Annotated in this window: 13 protein-coding genes; 7 read left to right on the plus strand and 6 right to left on the minus strand. The window is 68.6% G+C overall.

Features of this window, described 5'->3' with window-relative positions; translation table 11 throughout:
- Positions 1–4: 4 nt before the first annotated feature.
- Positions 5–811, minus strand: coding sequence for an SAM-dependent methyltransferase (locus ACH4EW_RS25990; RefSeq protein ID WP_398260798.1), 807 nt, complete (start codon positions 809–811; stop codon positions 5–7).
- Between the two features lie 321 nt (positions 812–1,132).
- On the minus strand, positions 1,133–3,124 hold the full coding sequence (locus ACH4EW_RS25995) for an ABC transporter ATP-binding protein (RefSeq protein ID WP_398260800.1): 1,992 nt from the start codon (positions 3,122–3,124) through the stop codon (positions 1,133–1,135).
- A 571-nt stretch (positions 3,125–3,695) separates the two neighbouring features.
- Here ACH4EW_RS25995 and ACH4EW_RS26000 point away from each other — a divergent pair.
- The gene (locus ACH4EW_RS26000) at positions 3,696–4,709 is read left to right on the plus strand and encodes a phosphotransferase (RefSeq protein ID WP_398260802.1); all 1,014 of its coding nucleotides are present in this window, start codon (positions 3,696–3,698) and stop codon (positions 4,707–4,709) included.
- Positions 4,710–4,716: 7 nt separating this feature from the next.
- On the opposite strand, the gene ACH4EW_RS26005 is transcribed toward ACH4EW_RS26000, so the two are convergent.
- A complete protein-coding gene (locus ACH4EW_RS26005; protein ID WP_398260804.1) occupies positions 4,717–5,964 on the minus strand; it encodes a cytochrome P450 in 1,248 nt (415 codons plus the stop codon).
- A 162-nt stretch (positions 5,965–6,126) separates the two neighbouring features.
- Here ACH4EW_RS26005 and ACH4EW_RS26010 point away from each other — a divergent pair, with 162 nt between their 5' ends.
- The 5 genes from ACH4EW_RS26010 (at position 6,127) to ACH4EW_RS26030 (ending at position 10,503) form a co-directional block, all read left to right on the plus strand.
- Positions 6,127–7,323: an aromatic ring-hydroxylating dioxygenase subunit alpha gene (locus ACH4EW_RS26010; RefSeq protein WP_398260806.1), complete on the plus strand. Its 1,197-nt coding sequence runs from the start codon at positions 6,127–6,129 to the stop codon at positions 7,321–7,323.
- Between the two features lie 289 nt (positions 7,324–7,612).
- Complete coding sequence (locus tag ACH4EW_RS26015; protein ID WP_398260808.1) at positions 7,613–8,059, plus strand: nitroreductase family deazaflavin-dependent oxidoreductase; 447 nt, start codon at positions 7,613–7,615, stop codon at positions 8,057–8,059.
- A gap of 142 nt (positions 8,060–8,201) precedes the next feature.
- Positions 8,202–8,879 (plus strand): ABC transporter permease, encoded by a 678-nt coding sequence (locus ACH4EW_RS26020; RefSeq protein WP_398260810.1) that lies wholly within the window; start codon positions 8,202–8,204, stop codon positions 8,877–8,879.
- The gene (locus ACH4EW_RS26025) at positions 8,876–9,553 is read left to right on the plus strand and encodes an ABC transporter permease (RefSeq protein ID WP_398260812.1); all 678 of its coding nucleotides are present in this window, start codon (positions 8,876–8,878) and stop codon (positions 9,551–9,553) included. The genes ACH4EW_RS26020 and ACH4EW_RS26025 overlap by 4 nt, the downstream gene beginning before the upstream one ends.
- Positions 9,550–10,503: an ABC transporter substrate-binding protein gene (locus tag ACH4EW_RS26030; RefSeq protein ID WP_398260814.1), complete on the plus strand. Its 954-nt coding sequence runs from the start codon at positions 9,550–9,552 to the stop codon at positions 10,501–10,503. The genes ACH4EW_RS26025 and ACH4EW_RS26030 overlap by 4 nt, the downstream gene beginning before the upstream one ends.
- A gap of 6 nt (positions 10,504–10,509) precedes the next feature.
- On the opposite strand, the gene ACH4EW_RS26035 is transcribed toward ACH4EW_RS26030, so the two are convergent.
- Complete coding sequence (locus ACH4EW_RS26035) at positions 10,510–11,484, minus strand: acetylxylan esterase (RefSeq protein WP_398260816.1); 975 nt, start codon at positions 11,482–11,484, stop codon at positions 10,510–10,512.
- A 181-nt stretch (positions 11,485–11,665) separates the two neighbouring features.
- Between ACH4EW_RS26035 and ACH4EW_RS26040 the strand changes: the two genes are divergently transcribed.
- On the plus strand, positions 11,666–11,941 hold the full coding sequence (locus tag ACH4EW_RS26040; RefSeq protein WP_398260818.1) for a DUF2087 domain-containing protein: 276 nt from the start codon (positions 11,666–11,668) through the stop codon (positions 11,939–11,941).
- Positions 11,942–12,053: 112 nt separating this feature from the next.
- On the opposite strand, the gene ACH4EW_RS26045 is transcribed toward ACH4EW_RS26040, so the two are convergent.
- Together ACH4EW_RS26045 and ACH4EW_RS26050 are read right to left on the minus strand one after the other, a co-directional pair.
- Positions 12,054–12,815, minus strand: coding sequence for a sulfite exporter TauE/SafE family protein (locus ACH4EW_RS26045; RefSeq protein WP_398260820.1), 762 nt, complete (start codon positions 12,813–12,815; stop codon positions 12,054–12,056).
- On the minus strand, positions 12,812–13,171 hold the full coding sequence (locus ACH4EW_RS26050; protein ID WP_398260902.1) for a rhodanese-like domain-containing protein: 360 nt from the start codon (positions 13,169–13,171) through the stop codon (positions 12,812–12,814). The genes ACH4EW_RS26045 and ACH4EW_RS26050 overlap by 4 nt, the downstream gene beginning before the upstream one ends.
- Positions 13,172–13,367 lie beyond the last annotated feature (196 nt).

The raw sequence follows: 13,367 nt of genomic DNA on the forward strand, positions 1-13,367 counted from the left end.
TGTTTCAGACCTTGAGACCGACGCCGCTCACCGCATGACCCTGCAGGGTGTCCACAGGGCCCTGGTCGGGATCGGGACGCCAGGCCGACGTCCTTACGACGCCCGGCTCCACCACGTCCAGGCCGTGGAAGAAGTCGGCGATCCGCTCGGGGCTGCGCAGATGGTACGAGCTGGCCGAGTTCGCGTTGTAGGAGGCGACGGCCTGGTTCAGCGAGTCACTCGTGTTCGTGCCGTCGCTGAGGGCCAGATAGCTTCCTGAGGGGAGCGCGGCCACCAGCCGGTCGACCAGCGCCCACGGGTCGTCCTCATCGGGGAGCTGCCCCATGATGCCCAGCATGGTCAGCCCGACCGGTCGGCTGAAGTCCAGTGTCTTGGCCGCCTCGGCGAGAATCACGTCGACATTCCTGACATCGGCGTCGATGTATGCGCTCGCGCCCTCGGGAGTGCTGGTGAGCAGGGCGCGGGCATGCGTCAGGACGAGCGGGTCGTTGTCGACGTACACAATCCTGGACTCGGGGGCCGCCCGCTGGGCCACCTCGTGCGTGTTGTCGGCCGTCGGCAGGCCCGTGCCTATGTCGAGGAACTGACGGATGCCCGCCTCTGCGGTCAGGAAGTGCACCGCGCGGACGAGGAAGGCCCGCTGCAGGCGGGCGATGGCGGCGAAGTCCGGGAACGCTTCGAGGATCACGTCGCCCATTTGGTGGTCGACGGTGTAGTTGTCCTTGCCACCCAGGAGGTAGTTCCACACGCGTGCCGAATGCGGCCGGTCCGTCTGAAGCCTGTCGGCCGGCGACTGCGATGATGTACTCATGATCAGATCCTCACATAACGGCCTCGCCCACGATTGGCAGTGGGAGAAGGAGCGGTGTCCGGGGCCTTCGAATCCAAGGCGGAGGTCCCAGACACCGCGACGCCGCTGACACTCGTGGGCGCGGTCGTAAGCCATCCGCGCCCGCCTGAGGCATTGATCACGGCGAGGATCCGCATGAGGATGCACCTCCTGGCGGAGGCGCATCCTGGAGAGCGGAGTCATGGACGGTCGGTCAGCAGCTTTCCGGTGCGGTGGATTTGGTGACTCTGCTTTCTGTCTCCCTTCCGGGCGAGGGATGTTGATCAGCACAGGTGTGACGACTCACGATTGGTCGCGGGCCGTCGGCGTGCTCTGGTGCGGGAGGACGGCATCCGTGGGGGCCGCGTACTGGGCGGCCTGGGTGCGGAACATGGAGGCGTAGCGGCCACCGGCCGCGATCAGTTCGTCGTGGGTGCCGTGCTCGGCCAGACGACCCCTGTTCAGCACGTAGATGGTGTCGGCGTGGCGGACGCCGGACATGCGGTGGGTCACCAGCACGACCGCCCGACGGGGGCCCGCGAGCTGCCGGATCCGGTCGAACGCGGCGATCTCCGCTTCGGGGTCCAGCGCCGAGGTCGGCTCGTCGACGATCAGTACGCTGTCGGCCGCGCAGGTCTGCGTGCGCCAGTGAGTGCGAGCCAGGCCGATCTTCTGCCACTCGCCACCCGAGATCTCCGAAGCGCCGCGGAACATCCGGGCCAGCAGCGTCGCCAGACCGTGGGGGAGCTTCGCGACGACCGGCGAGGCTCCGGCGTACTCGACCGAACGTTCCAGTTCCTCGTCGGTGGCGGCCTGGTGGGGGCGTCCGATGCGGATGTTCATCGCGGCGGTCACCGGCCACCGTTCGAAGTCCTGCGTCAGCAGCGACACCCGCTCGAAGAGCTGGGCCCGTTCGAGACCGGCCTCGTCCACACCGCCCCAGCACACGGAACCGCTCTGGGGCAGCAGCAACCCGGCGACGACCTTCATCAGTGTGCTCTTGCCGGAACCGTTCTCGCCGACGACTGCCGTCACCGACCCCATGGGCAGTGCCAGTGACACCCCGTCGAGGGCGGGCTCGTCGCGGTCCGGGTAGCGGTACGTCACCTTCTCCAGGACGACTGCGCCGACGCGATCGGGAACGTCGGCACCCCCGGCAGGGATGGCACGACGGGCCGCCTCGCCGAGGAACCGGTCATGGTCCTGGACGTAGAGACTCTCCTCGTGGAGCCGGTTGATGTTCATGACCAGGCCACCGAGGTTCGCCGAGCCCGAGCGGACCGCGACGACGGCCGTGCCCGCGACGGCGAGTTCCATGTGTCCGGACACGATCAGCCACCCCAGGACGGCGTACGTCCCGACCATGGCGGCCCCGGACATGCCTGCGGCCACCAGTTCGGTGAGGCCCTTGCCCGTGGCGAGCCGCTTCTGTTCCGTCTCGGCGCTTTCGGCCATGTCCTTGTACCGCTCCAGCAGGAACCGGCCCACCGAGTGAATGCGCACCTCCTGAGCCGCACTGCGGGACGTGAGAAGTGTGCCGATCAGACGGCTCGCCCGTACGTGCTCGATCCAGGTCATCACCGACACGTACCGCTCCTGCGCCACCCGCATCGCGCCCCAGCCGCGGGGCGCGGCGATCAGCACCAACATGGGCAGCAGCGCCGGATGCAGAACGGTGAGGACGCTGCCGGTGGCGAGGAGGGACATGGTGCCGTTCAGGGCGGCGACGCAGGCACCGATCATGCGCCGGGCGGAGGCGGCACCGTACTGCGCGACATCGATGAGCCGGCGGAACTCCGGATCCTCGATCGCCTCCAACTCCACAGCCGCCGCGGCGGCCAGGTACTCCGTGGTGGCCAGCCGCTCCACCAGAGGCTCCAGCCGGCCCGCCCGGGACGTGGACCAGCACGCCAGGCACGCGCTGATCACCGCGATCGCCCCGGCAGCGGCCATCGCGGGCAGCGCCTCGTACAGCCGGTCCACCGGTGCCTTCGTACCGAGCAGGGCATGCATCACAGCATTGACCGCGAGCAGTCCGACCGCCGCAGCGACACCTTGTCCGATCTCACTCACGGCGAGCGTCATCAGAGCCGGACGGTCGGCCTGCCAGGCTCGCCGCAGGGTGGCGCCGACCAGCCTGGGTAATGCGCGCACCGCCTCCGGCATGGTCAGGTCCAGCGTGGAGAGCTCATGCTCGGACCAGCCCGTTTCATAGCGCAGGGGCCCGCCGAAGAGCTCCTTCTCGCTTGCGGAGACGGCCGGCTCGGCCATGCGTACCCGGCCGAAGACCTTCATGCCGCACCCGCTTCCTGTTCCTGCATCGACGCCGCGGTGAGCGGGCTCGCGGGACGGAGCGGGTCGGGCGCTGCGTCAATGCGGCGCCTTGAAGGTGGTGGATTCGAAGGGCGATTCTCGAACGCGAGGTGACGGGTGGCGCGGGTGGGACTGGGACTCACAGTTGCTCCTCGAAGTCGGCTGGACCGGACGTGTGATCGGAAAACGTGCTTCAAGCGAACTCGTCACGGGGCATCGCGGACGAATCGTCGGACAAAAGTTCGACTCATTCTGGTGGGGCTTGGGGGTGCTGGCGAGGAGGGCGTGATGGTGCGTTCGATTCACTCGCCGGGTGGCCCGACACCTGATCGAGGGATTGCGTTGCTCTGGCGAAGCCGCAGCCCGGGCCTGCCGCGTGGCCTGTTCCCGGTGTTCTCCGCGTCGTCCCCGGAGGACACCGCGGCTACCTCTGCGGTCTGCGGAACGTTCGGCCCATGGAGGCTTGCGAAGGCACACGATGTCGTCGATGTGCCGTCTCACGCACCGCAAAAACCAGGTGAAGGCCCGTCAGGCACGGTGATGGGATGGTGCGATGCAATGTGATGCGCCGGAAATCGTGGACCGAGGGCAGTATCCCGATGCGGTGACGCCCTGGGAGCAAGAGGCATGGCGGGAGGAAGCCCTTGGGTGGGTGGAGCGCGGGCTTGCCGCTCACGGACTGGGTGCGACCGGGCGACGGAGGGTGAGGCTCCGGCCGTGGTCCGTGCTGGTACAGATGTCCGTCGAAGGACGCGACGCCGTCTGGTTCAAGGCCAATCCGCCCGCCAGCGCGTTCGAGGCGGGGCTGACGGAGGCATTGGCCCGCTGGGTACCCGAGTACGTGTTGAAGCCGCTCGCCGTCGACGCAGGCCGCGGCTGGTCGCTCCTCCCGGACGGCGGCACGCTCTTCAGGGACGTACTCGACTCGACTCGCGGCACGGCCGATACGCGTGCCTGGGAGGAGCCGGTGCGCCAGTACGCCGCGATGCAACGCGCACTTCTGCCGTACACCGAGGAGATCGAACTGCTCGGTGTCCCCAGCGCGCGCACGGCTGCGCTCCCCGAGACCTTCGACCGGGTCGTGGACCAGAACACCGCACTGGAACCCACTGACCTCAAGGCGTTGTGCGAGCTGCGGCCACGCCTGGCGGAGTGGTGCGAGGAACTGGTGGATGCGGGCATCGCCGATACACTCGACCACTCCGATCTGCACGACGGCCAGCTCTTCGCATCAGGGCCGGGCCGTTTCACCTTCTTCGACTGGGGCGACGCGGCCGTCGCCCATCCGTTCTGCAGCTTTCTGGTCCCCGCGCGTGCGGCCCGCGAGCGGTTCGGGCCCGAGGTGCTGCCCCGGCTGCGGGACGCCTACCTGGAACCGTGGGAGGGCGACGGCCGTACGAAGGCGGAACTGCGGCGTGCGGTGAGTCTGGCGTGGCGACTCGGGGCGATCGGACGGGCCTGCTCCTGGGGGCGTCTCTTCCCCGGTGCGTTCGACGGTGCGGGTGCGGCAGGCGACGCGCAGGGTGCCCGCTGGCTGCTGGAACTCCTCGCCGATCCACCGCTGTAGCTGCCGTTCACCAGGCGACCGGCATGCAGGAAGGCCCCCGCAGCACCATGCCCTTCTTCCACTCCACAGCGTCGGCGTCCGGCTCCATCCTCAGCACGGGGAAGCGCCTCAGCAAGGTGTCCAGTGCAATCTCGATTTCCACCTTCGCCAAGTGGGCGCCGAGACAGGTGTGCGCGCCGTAGCCGAAGCCGAGGTGGGGGTTGGGAGTGCGGGTGAGATCCAGCGTGTGCGGATCGGGGAAGACGAGGGGGTCGCGGTTGGCGGCGTGCAGGGAAATCAGGACCGGGTCGCCGGCCTTCACGGTGCACCCGCTCAGGAGGACGTTCTCGGTCGCGTAGCGTGGGAAGAGTGCGCCCGCGTTTCCGCTCGGGATGAACCGAAGCAGTTCGTCGACGGCACACAGCATGCGCTCAGGACCTTGCCTCAGGAACGTGAGTTGCTCGGGATGAGTGAGCAGGACGTAGGCGGAGTTGGGGATCTGATTGGCAAGGGTCTCGTAGCCGGCGACCAGCAGGACTGCGGCAAGATGGAGTAGTTCGTCTTCCGTGAGGCGATCGTGGTGATCACGAGCCTGAATCATGGCACTGAGGAGATCGCCGGCAGGCTTTTCGCGCCGCTCGGCGATCAACGCGGCCATGTAGTCGACGAGGCGTGCGATGCGCCCCCCTGTCTCTTCTTCGGACAGACAGGAGGCAGTCACGAAAGCCTTGACCCAGGTTCTGAAGTCGTGGCGGTCCTCATAGGGCACGCCGAGGAGTTCGCAGATGACGGCGATGGAAAAGGGCAGCGCGAAGTCCTCGACGAGATCAGTGGGTGGGCCACACTCGGTCATGTGACCGACGATTTCATCGGCGATCTTCTGGATGTTCGGTCGGAGCTGCTGCGCCCGGCGAGGGGTGAAGGCGCGAGCGACCAGCCTCCGCAACCGAGTCAGTTCGGGCCGGTCCATTCCCATCAGGCTGCGCTCTTCGCTCAGCTTCCGTGGTCGAATTCTGGGTTCATCACGACCTCGGCCGGCCGCCAGGCTGAACCGCGGATCAGCCAGGACTGTCTGTACGTCCCGGTAACCGACGGCGAGCCAGGACTGCTCCCCATAGGGCATTTGGACCCTGCATACGGGCTCTTTTTCCTGGAGTTTCGTGTACAGCGGATCCAGGTCAAGCCGATGCGGTTCACTGAAGGGGTATGCACGTGCCGCGGCAGCGGTTGTCGTTGCAGAGCAGGCAGCCGTTGGGCGGTTCGCGGAAGAGGCCACGATGACCCCCGGGGTTGCGAGGTTTCGGAGCGGCGTCGCACGCATGGGCCGCACACAAGCGGCAACCCTTCAGCTTGGCGGCGCCCGAGTATCGGTATTGCGGCCAGAGCCAACCTCATTATAGGCATTGCGCACAATCCAGGACATTCGGCCAGTCCATCCATGGGTCGGCACCTCAAGGCTCCGAACCCATCACCACGCAGCAGTGCGAACTCAGTAACACTTCAGCACCTCGGAGGGTTGTCCGATTGCTCAACGCGAAGACCGGGTGCCTTGCATCGACCCTGCACCTCTGATTACGTACACATTGTGACCGATATCGCACCTTTTGCGCCCGGTGGTGTCCGTCGCCCTTCGAAGGCCACAGCCGAGGATCAGAGAGATCTCGGGCCTGCACTGCCGTTCCCGATCGGCTGGTTCTGCCTGGGCCTGTCCCGTGAACTGCCTCGTGGCGGCGTTGTGACGCGCCGGCTCATGGACCAGGACTGCGTCCTGTACCGCACCCTCGACGGCGTCGCACGGGCTGTGGAGGCCCACTGCCCGCATCTGGGCGCCCACCTCGGTCACGGCGGCAAGGTCGCCGGCCAGCTACTTGTGTGCCCCTTCCACCGGCTCGGCTTCGCCCCTGATGGAGCGTGTGTCTCGTCCCCCAGCGGGTCGCCGCCGCGCGCCCGGCTCGGCCACCTGCCGCTGCGGGAGCTCAACGGGCTCCTGCTGGTCTGGCACGGGCCCGCCGACACGCAGCCCTCGTGGGAGCCGCCTGCCCTGCCGGGCTGGGCCAGACCGACGGCGCTTTGGAAGCGCGAGGTGGTCGCGCAGGTCCAGGACATCCTCGAGAACTCCTTCGACTGCCGGCATGCCTCCGAACTGCACGGGCTGAGCATGCGGCCGTTGGCACCACCCGAGGCGGACGGCCCGCTGATGAGCATCCGGGTGCGCATCCATCCCGCAAAGGGACGTCTTCTGCCCAGGCTGGACGGCGTCCTGGCCCACCAGACGATCACGATGGCCGGGCTGGGCATGCACACCACCGAGGTCATCGTGGACCGCCTCGGCCTGACGACATACCTGTGGACCCTGCCCACCCCCATCAGCCCCACCCGGACCGTCCTGCGCTTCGCGACCACGGCCGCCGTGACCGACACAGCGAGGATGCCTGGTGGGACAAGCCCGCTTCTGCGGACCGCTGCGTCCAGGGCCGCGGCACGAATCCTGCTGGGCGCCGCCATCAAGTACGCATACGAAGACATCAGGATCTGGGCTCACAAGCGGTACCAGCCCTATCCAGGACTCGCCTCCGACGAGCAGGCGATCGGGCAGTTCCGGCGCTGGGCCCGCCAGTTCTATTTCACGTCCTGAAGTCCCTTCACGAGCGCGAGCTATCCGGCTGCGCGCCTACGACGCCCAGCACAACAGCGCCCTCACCGGGCATCGATCTCGACGACCCCGAGGCAAGATTCGAAGCGATGCTGCAACTGCGGCTGAAGCCGCCGCACCCCTGACGCCGGCCCGCCTGCCGCCACGACACGCCGATCCGCCCGGTGCCGGGCGGGCGGAATGATGAAAGAGTCCTCGGAGCAGCGGGACGCACCGATGCCCGCATGTCCGTGTGTCCGCGTAACCGAATGTCGACGATGGGACAGATGCCATGCCTCTCAAGGGTGAGTACGAGCCGAGCCCCGCGCAGTGGGTCCGCGATCAGGTCGAGCTGTTCGAGAGCTCCGGCGGGAGGGAGGGGACCACGATGCGGGGCCTGCCGGTCATCATCCTGACCACCCGCGGGGCCAGGAGCGGCAAGATCCGCAAGACCCCCCTCATGCGGGTCGAGCACAACGGCATGTACGCCGTGGTCGCCTCACAGGGTGGTGCTCCCAAGCACCCGGTCTGGTACCACAACATCGTGGCCGACCCCAGGGTGGAACTGCAGGACGGCCCGGCCCGGCAGGACATGAACGCCCGTGAGGTCACCGGCGACGAGAAGGCGGTGTGGTGGCAGCGCGCGGTCGAGGCATTCCCCGACTACGCCGATTACCAGCTCAAGACCGACCGGCAGATTCCGGTTTTCGTCCTGGAACCGGCAGCCGAGCAGCACTGACGACCGTCCGGGCAGGCGCGGGCCGAAGGGGGACGTATCCGCCGAGCAGACGGCTGCCCGAGTGCGCCCGCCGCCCCCACCGGCGCCCCGGACAGCCGATCAGGACGCGCGTGCGCCCGCCCTGCCGCGCTCCAATGGACGGGTGACTGCGCTCCCCGACGACTGCCTCGCGCGCAATGAGTGGCTCTGCGGCGCCTACCTGACCAGCCGTCGCGAGATTCTCTGGGACGCCGTCCTCCAGCACCTCCAGCTCACCGCGGCCTCCGTACTCCTCGGGCTGGTTCTGGCCGTTCCGCTCGCCGTCGCGGCGCGCCACCGGCGCTGGGCGTCCGGCCTGGTCCTCGGTGTGACGACCATCCTCTACACCGTGCCGTCGCTCGCCATGTTCTCGCTGCTGCTGCCGGTGTACGGACTGTCCGCCTCGCTCGTCGTCGCCGGACTCGTCCTGTACTCGCTCACCCTCCTCGTAAGGAACATCCTCGCCGGACTGCGTGCCGTGCCCGAGGAGACCAGGCAGGCCGCACGCGGTATGGGGTTCGGCCCCGTGCGGTTGCTCGTTGCCGTGGAGCTGCCCCTTGCCCTGCCGGCCGCCATGGCCGGACTGCGGATCGCGACCGTCTCCGCGGTCTCCCTGGTCACGGTCGGTGCGATCGTCGGCTACGGCGGACTCGGCAACCTCATCTACTCCGGGATGAACACGTACTTCAAGGCCCAGGTGCTCACCGCCTCCGTCCTCTGCTTCGTCATCGCCGTCGCCGCCGACCTGTTGCTCCTGCTCGCGCAACGACTTCTGACTCCGTGGACCCGGAGGCAGTCGTGAACACCCTCGCCGACGCCTGGTCCTGGCTCACGACTTCGGCCCACTGGTCCGGTGACGGCGGCATCTGGAACCGTCTCGGCCAGCATCTGTTCCTCACCTTCGTCTGCCTGCTGATCAGCTGTCTGATCGCGCTGCCCATCGGCCTGGTCCTCGGCCATCTCGGCAAGGGCGGCGCGCTCGCCGTCAACATCTCCAACGTCGGCCGGGCGGTCCCCACCTTCGCCGTGCTGGTGCTGCTGCTCCTCACCCCGATCGGCGGGCACGGCGAGTGGCCGACCGTCATCGCGCTCGTCCTCTTTGCCGTACCGCCGCTGCTCACCAACGCCTACGTCGGTATGCGCGAGGTCGACCGTGATGTCGTACGGGCGGCCAGGGGAATGGGCATGACGGGCAGACAGCTCATGCTCGGTGTCGAGGTGCCGCTGGCTCTGCCACTGATCCTCACCGGCGTGCGGATCGCAGCCGTTCAGCTCGTCGCCACCGCCACCCTCGCGGCGCTGGCCGGCGGCGGGGGACTCGGCCGCATCATCACCGCAGGCTTCCACCTCGCCTCCACCGCGCAGGTGGTCGCCGGGGCCGCCCTCGTCGCCGTATTCGCCCTGATCGTCGAAGGGCTCTTCGAAGTGGCACAACGGCTCGCTCCCGAACGGCTCCGCGGCGAGGAATCCGGATGAGGCCGCGCAGGGCCCTCCCCGTGCTTCCGGCGCTCCTGCTGTCGGCGACCGCCTGCACCACCGGGCCCTCCCTGGAGAACCAGGGCGAGGTCACCGCACCACCGGGCGACAGCAAACACCTCACCATCGGCTCCGCGGGCTTCACCGAGAGTGAACTGCTCGCCCAGATGTACGCGCTGCTGCTCGACCGGGCCGGCTACTCCACGAAGATCATCTCCGTCACCAACCGGGAAATCTACGAACCGGCGCTGGAGAGCGGCCGGATCGACGTCGTACCGGAGTACGCGGCCACCTTCGCCGACTGGCTGAACGCCAAGAAGAACGGCGCCGACGCAGCCCCCGTCGGTGCGCCGGACCTCGCCGCCACGATGAAGGCCCTGCGCGCCCTCGCCGCACCCCATGGCCTCACTGTCCTCGATCCCGGGCGCGCAGTCGACCAGAACGCCTTCGCGGTCGCCGCACCGTACGCGGCGAAGCACCACCTGAAGACCCTCAGCGACCTCGGAAGATCCGCGCTGCCCGTACGGCTGGCCGCAGGCGACGAATGCGTACAGCGCCCCTACTGTGCACCCGGGCTGAAGAAGACGTACGGCGTCCGCATCACGGCCGTGGATCCCAAGGGCGTCGGCACCACCCAGGCCAAGCAGGCCGTCCAGGACGGTCAGGACCAGATGGTCCTGACCACCACCACCGACGCCACCCTCGACGACTTCGGCCTTGTCCTGCTCGCCGACGACAAGCATCTGCAGAACGCCGACTTCATCGTCCCCGTCGTCAACCGGTCCCGGGCGGGCAGCGAAGGCGTACGCAAGGCGCTGGGCGAGCTCAACACCGTACTGACGACGGCCGACCTGGCCCGGCTCAACGAGCAGGTCGACAGCCGGCGAAGGCTGCCCGAGGACGTGGCACGTAAATATTTGGAGTCCAAGAACCTCATCCCGCACGGGTAGGGGCTGTCAGGCAGTCAGCTTCCCGGGCAGCCAGCCCAGCTGCGCGGCCTCCTGGAACGGCCCACCGCCCTCGTGATCGTTGAAGTCGTACACCTCGATGGCCTTGTCCTGGTGGGCGTACGCGTTGAAGGCGGCGAAGACCGTAGAGGGCGGGCAGGTCATGTCCTCCAGGGCCGTCGAGAACAACGCCGGTGCACACCCGCGTGCGGCGAAGTGCACCCCGTCGAAGTAGGACAGAGTGGCCCTCGCCTGTGCGGCCCGGCCCCGGTGCGTCTTGAGGTAGTTGCCCACCTCGCGGTACGGGTTGCGATCGGTGACGGTGAGCGCGCGGGGGAAGTCGCACAGGAACGGGACGTCCGGCGCGATCGCCGCGAGGTCGGGTATCAGCCCGCCGACGGCGAGCGTGATGCCGCCGCCCTGACTCACACCGATGGCCGCGGTGCGGGCCGCATCGGTCAGCGGATGCGAGCGCGCCGCCTCCACCGCACGTACCGCGTCGGTGAACACCCGCCGGTAGTAGAACGCGTGCGGGTCCTCGATGCCCCGGGTCATGAAACCGGGGTACGAGGGGGCGCTGCCCACCGGGTCGGCGGTGTCGCCGACGAGCCAGCCGCTGCCCTGGCCCCGGGTGTCCATCACGAAGTGGGCGAAACCGGCCGATGCCCAGAGCAGATGGGTGTGGGCCAGTCCCCGTCCGCCGCCGTAGCCGATGAACTCCACGACCACCGGCAGCGGTTCGGTGGTGCCTGCCGGGACGATGAACCAGCCTTTGACCGGGTGACCACCGAAGCCGGCGAACGTGACGTCGTACACGTCGACGGTCGTCAGCCCCGTGCCCGTACGCAGCTCGAACCGGGCGTCGAGGTCGTGGGACCGGGTTTCGTCGAGGGTCTTCGACCAGAACGCGTCGAAGTCCTGCGGTTCCACCGACCGGCTGCGATAGTCACGCAGCTCGTCGAGGGGCAGATCGAACAGGGACATGCGGAACCGCCTTCTTCGCAGGGGTGAATGATCACCCGTGGGGATGGTTGAGCACACCGTACGGGTGCGGGCGGCGGACTCGCCGAACCGACCCGTACGGCCGAGCGGTTCAGGCCGACCGGGCCGCGGGTGCAGCGAAAAAGCGTTGTCCGCAGATTGGACGCCTGCGACGATCCCTCTCATGTCTGACAATGATTCAAGCGGTTCGCACCAAGTCGCGGCGCTCTTCTCGCACGGGCGTCTGACGGCGATCCCCCGCAAGACGGCCCGCCGCGAGCAGTTGCTGGTCCACCTCACCGAGACGCTCTTCGAGCGGGACCGGGCTTACACCGAACGTGAGGTCAACGAGGCACTGCTCACGGTGCACGAGGACTGCTCGGCGCTGCGTCGCTACCTGGTCGTCGCCGGTCTGATGGTCCGTCCCAAGGACGGCAGCAGCTACCGGCGCGGGCGGTAGGGCGGGCCCCGACCGGCCGTGAACATGGTCGCGACTGGAGAAACTCTTCACTTGCGCCGGCCTGAGTCGGGAGCCGGAGGTCCGGGGCCGGCGGCCGGGATGACGCAGTGGCTCACACCACGGCGTCGACGAGCATGAACGCGGCCACGGCCAGCAGTACCGCACCGAAGACCCGTTGCAGCGCGGCCGTGGACACCTTCGCGGCCAGGCGCTGCCCGTCCCACGCCCCGAGCACCGCCATCGCCGTGAACGGGGCGATCACCGCCCAGTCCAGCGCAGTGGGCGTGGCGAGGCGTGCGACCAGGGCGGCTGTGGAGTTCACCGTGATGACCAGCAGGCTGGTACCGACCGCTGCGGTCATCGGGATGGCCAGCACGCTGACCAGGGCGGGCACCGCGAGAAACCCGCCGCCCACGCCGAGAAACCCGGTCACGGCACCGAGCCCGGCGCCCGCCCGCGCTGCCCGCCCGGCGGGCACGAGGTCCGTACCGTCCTCGTTCTGTGCCGCGTGATCCGCCCGGGGGCGGAGCATGCGTACCGCGGCGACCACGGCGAGCGCGGCGAACGCCGCGGTCAGCAACCCGGGCGGAATCCGCGACGAAAGCGCCCCGGCGACCGCCGCCGGAACGATTCCGGCCGCTGCGAAGAGTCCGCCCGTACGCCAGCGGACCCTGCCCTTCCTGGCGTGGGCGACCAGCCCGGTGAGGGACGTGGCGATGACGATGAGGAGCCCGGCAGTGGTGGCGGCGGCCGGGGTGAAGCCGAGCAGATAGATCAGCGCGGGGACGGCGAGAACACTTCCGCCGCCGCCCAGTCCGCCGAGCGCCAGACCGACCACCGCCCCGGCGAGCAGCGCCAGAATGAGCGTGTTCATGCGACGGTGCCCGCCGCCCCGTGCCGGTCGCGCACCGGCAGCCCCTCGGCGGCCCAGGAAGTCATGCCGCCCACTACATCGACGGCCTGTGCGCCGCGGTCGGCGAGAATCCGGGCCGCCTGCCGGGACCGGTTGCCGGAGCGACAGATCACCACCACCGGACGACCCGTCGCCGACTTCGGCAGTGGCGCGCCCGCGGCAAGCCGGGACAGGGGCAGATGGCTCGCGCCCGGCGCGTGCCCGGCGTGCCACTCGGACGATTCACGTACGTCCAGCAGAACAGCCGAACCGTCGGCGGTCATTCGGGCGGCCTCGGCCGGGGTGACGCGGCCGGGGCCGCGACGGAAGAAGGACATCAGGGAAGACATGGGCAACATTCCTCGGGTGCGGGGGGTGCGAGTACGCGGTCGTCCGCTGCTCAGGCCACGGATGCGGGGGAGTCGGCGCAGTCAAGGACGGTCGGGCTCAGGCCCGCTGCCACCGCTCCATCGAAACCCGTGTCTCCATGGGGTCGATGAAGAACATGAGACGGCTCCTTCCGTTCAATTTACC

It is taken from the genome of Streptomyces sp. NPDC018000 (genome assembly GCF_044328025.1).
Taxonomy (GTDB): Bacteria; Actinomycetota; Actinomycetes; order Streptomycetales; family Streptomycetaceae; genus Streptomyces.

Coding starts and splice junctions, on each gene's coding strand:
- ACH4EW_RS26030 (WP_398260814.1), top strand. CDS start 9,550: ATGAGGCCGCGCAGGGCCCTCCCCGTGCTTCCGGCGCTCCTGCTGTCG.
- ACH4EW_RS26050 (WP_398260902.1), bottom strand. CDS start 13,171: ATGTCCTTCTTCCGTCGCGGCCCCGGCCGCGTCACCCCGGCCGAGGCC.
- ACH4EW_RS26010 (WP_398260806.1), top strand. CDS start 6,127: ATGGGTCGGCACCTCAAGGCTCCGAACCCATCACCACGCAGCAGTGCG.
- ACH4EW_RS26035 (WP_398260816.1), bottom strand. CDS start 11,484: ATGTCCCTGTTCGATCTGCCCCTCGACGAGCTGCGTGACTATCGCAGC.
- ACH4EW_RS25995 (WP_398260800.1), bottom strand. CDS start 3,124: ATGAAGGTCTTCGGCCGGGTACGCATGGCCGAGCCGGCCGTCTCCGCA.
- ACH4EW_RS26045 (WP_398260820.1), bottom strand. CDS start 12,815: ATGAACACGCTCATTCTGGCGCTGCTCGCCGGGGCGGTGGTCGGTCTG.
- ACH4EW_RS25990 (WP_398260798.1), bottom strand. CDS start 811: ATGAGTACATCATCGCAGTCGCCGGCCGACAGGCTTCAGACGGACCGG.
- ACH4EW_RS26000 (WP_398260802.1), top strand. CDS start 3,696: ATGCAATGTGATGCGCCGGAAATCGTGGACCGAGGGCAGTATCCCGAT.
- ACH4EW_RS26015 (WP_398260808.1), top strand. CDS start 7,613: ATGCCTCTCAAGGGTGAGTACGAGCCGAGCCCCGCGCAGTGGGTCCGC.
- ACH4EW_RS26040 (WP_398260818.1), top strand. CDS start 11,666: ATGTCTGACAATGATTCAAGCGGTTCGCACCAAGTCGCGGCGCTCTTC.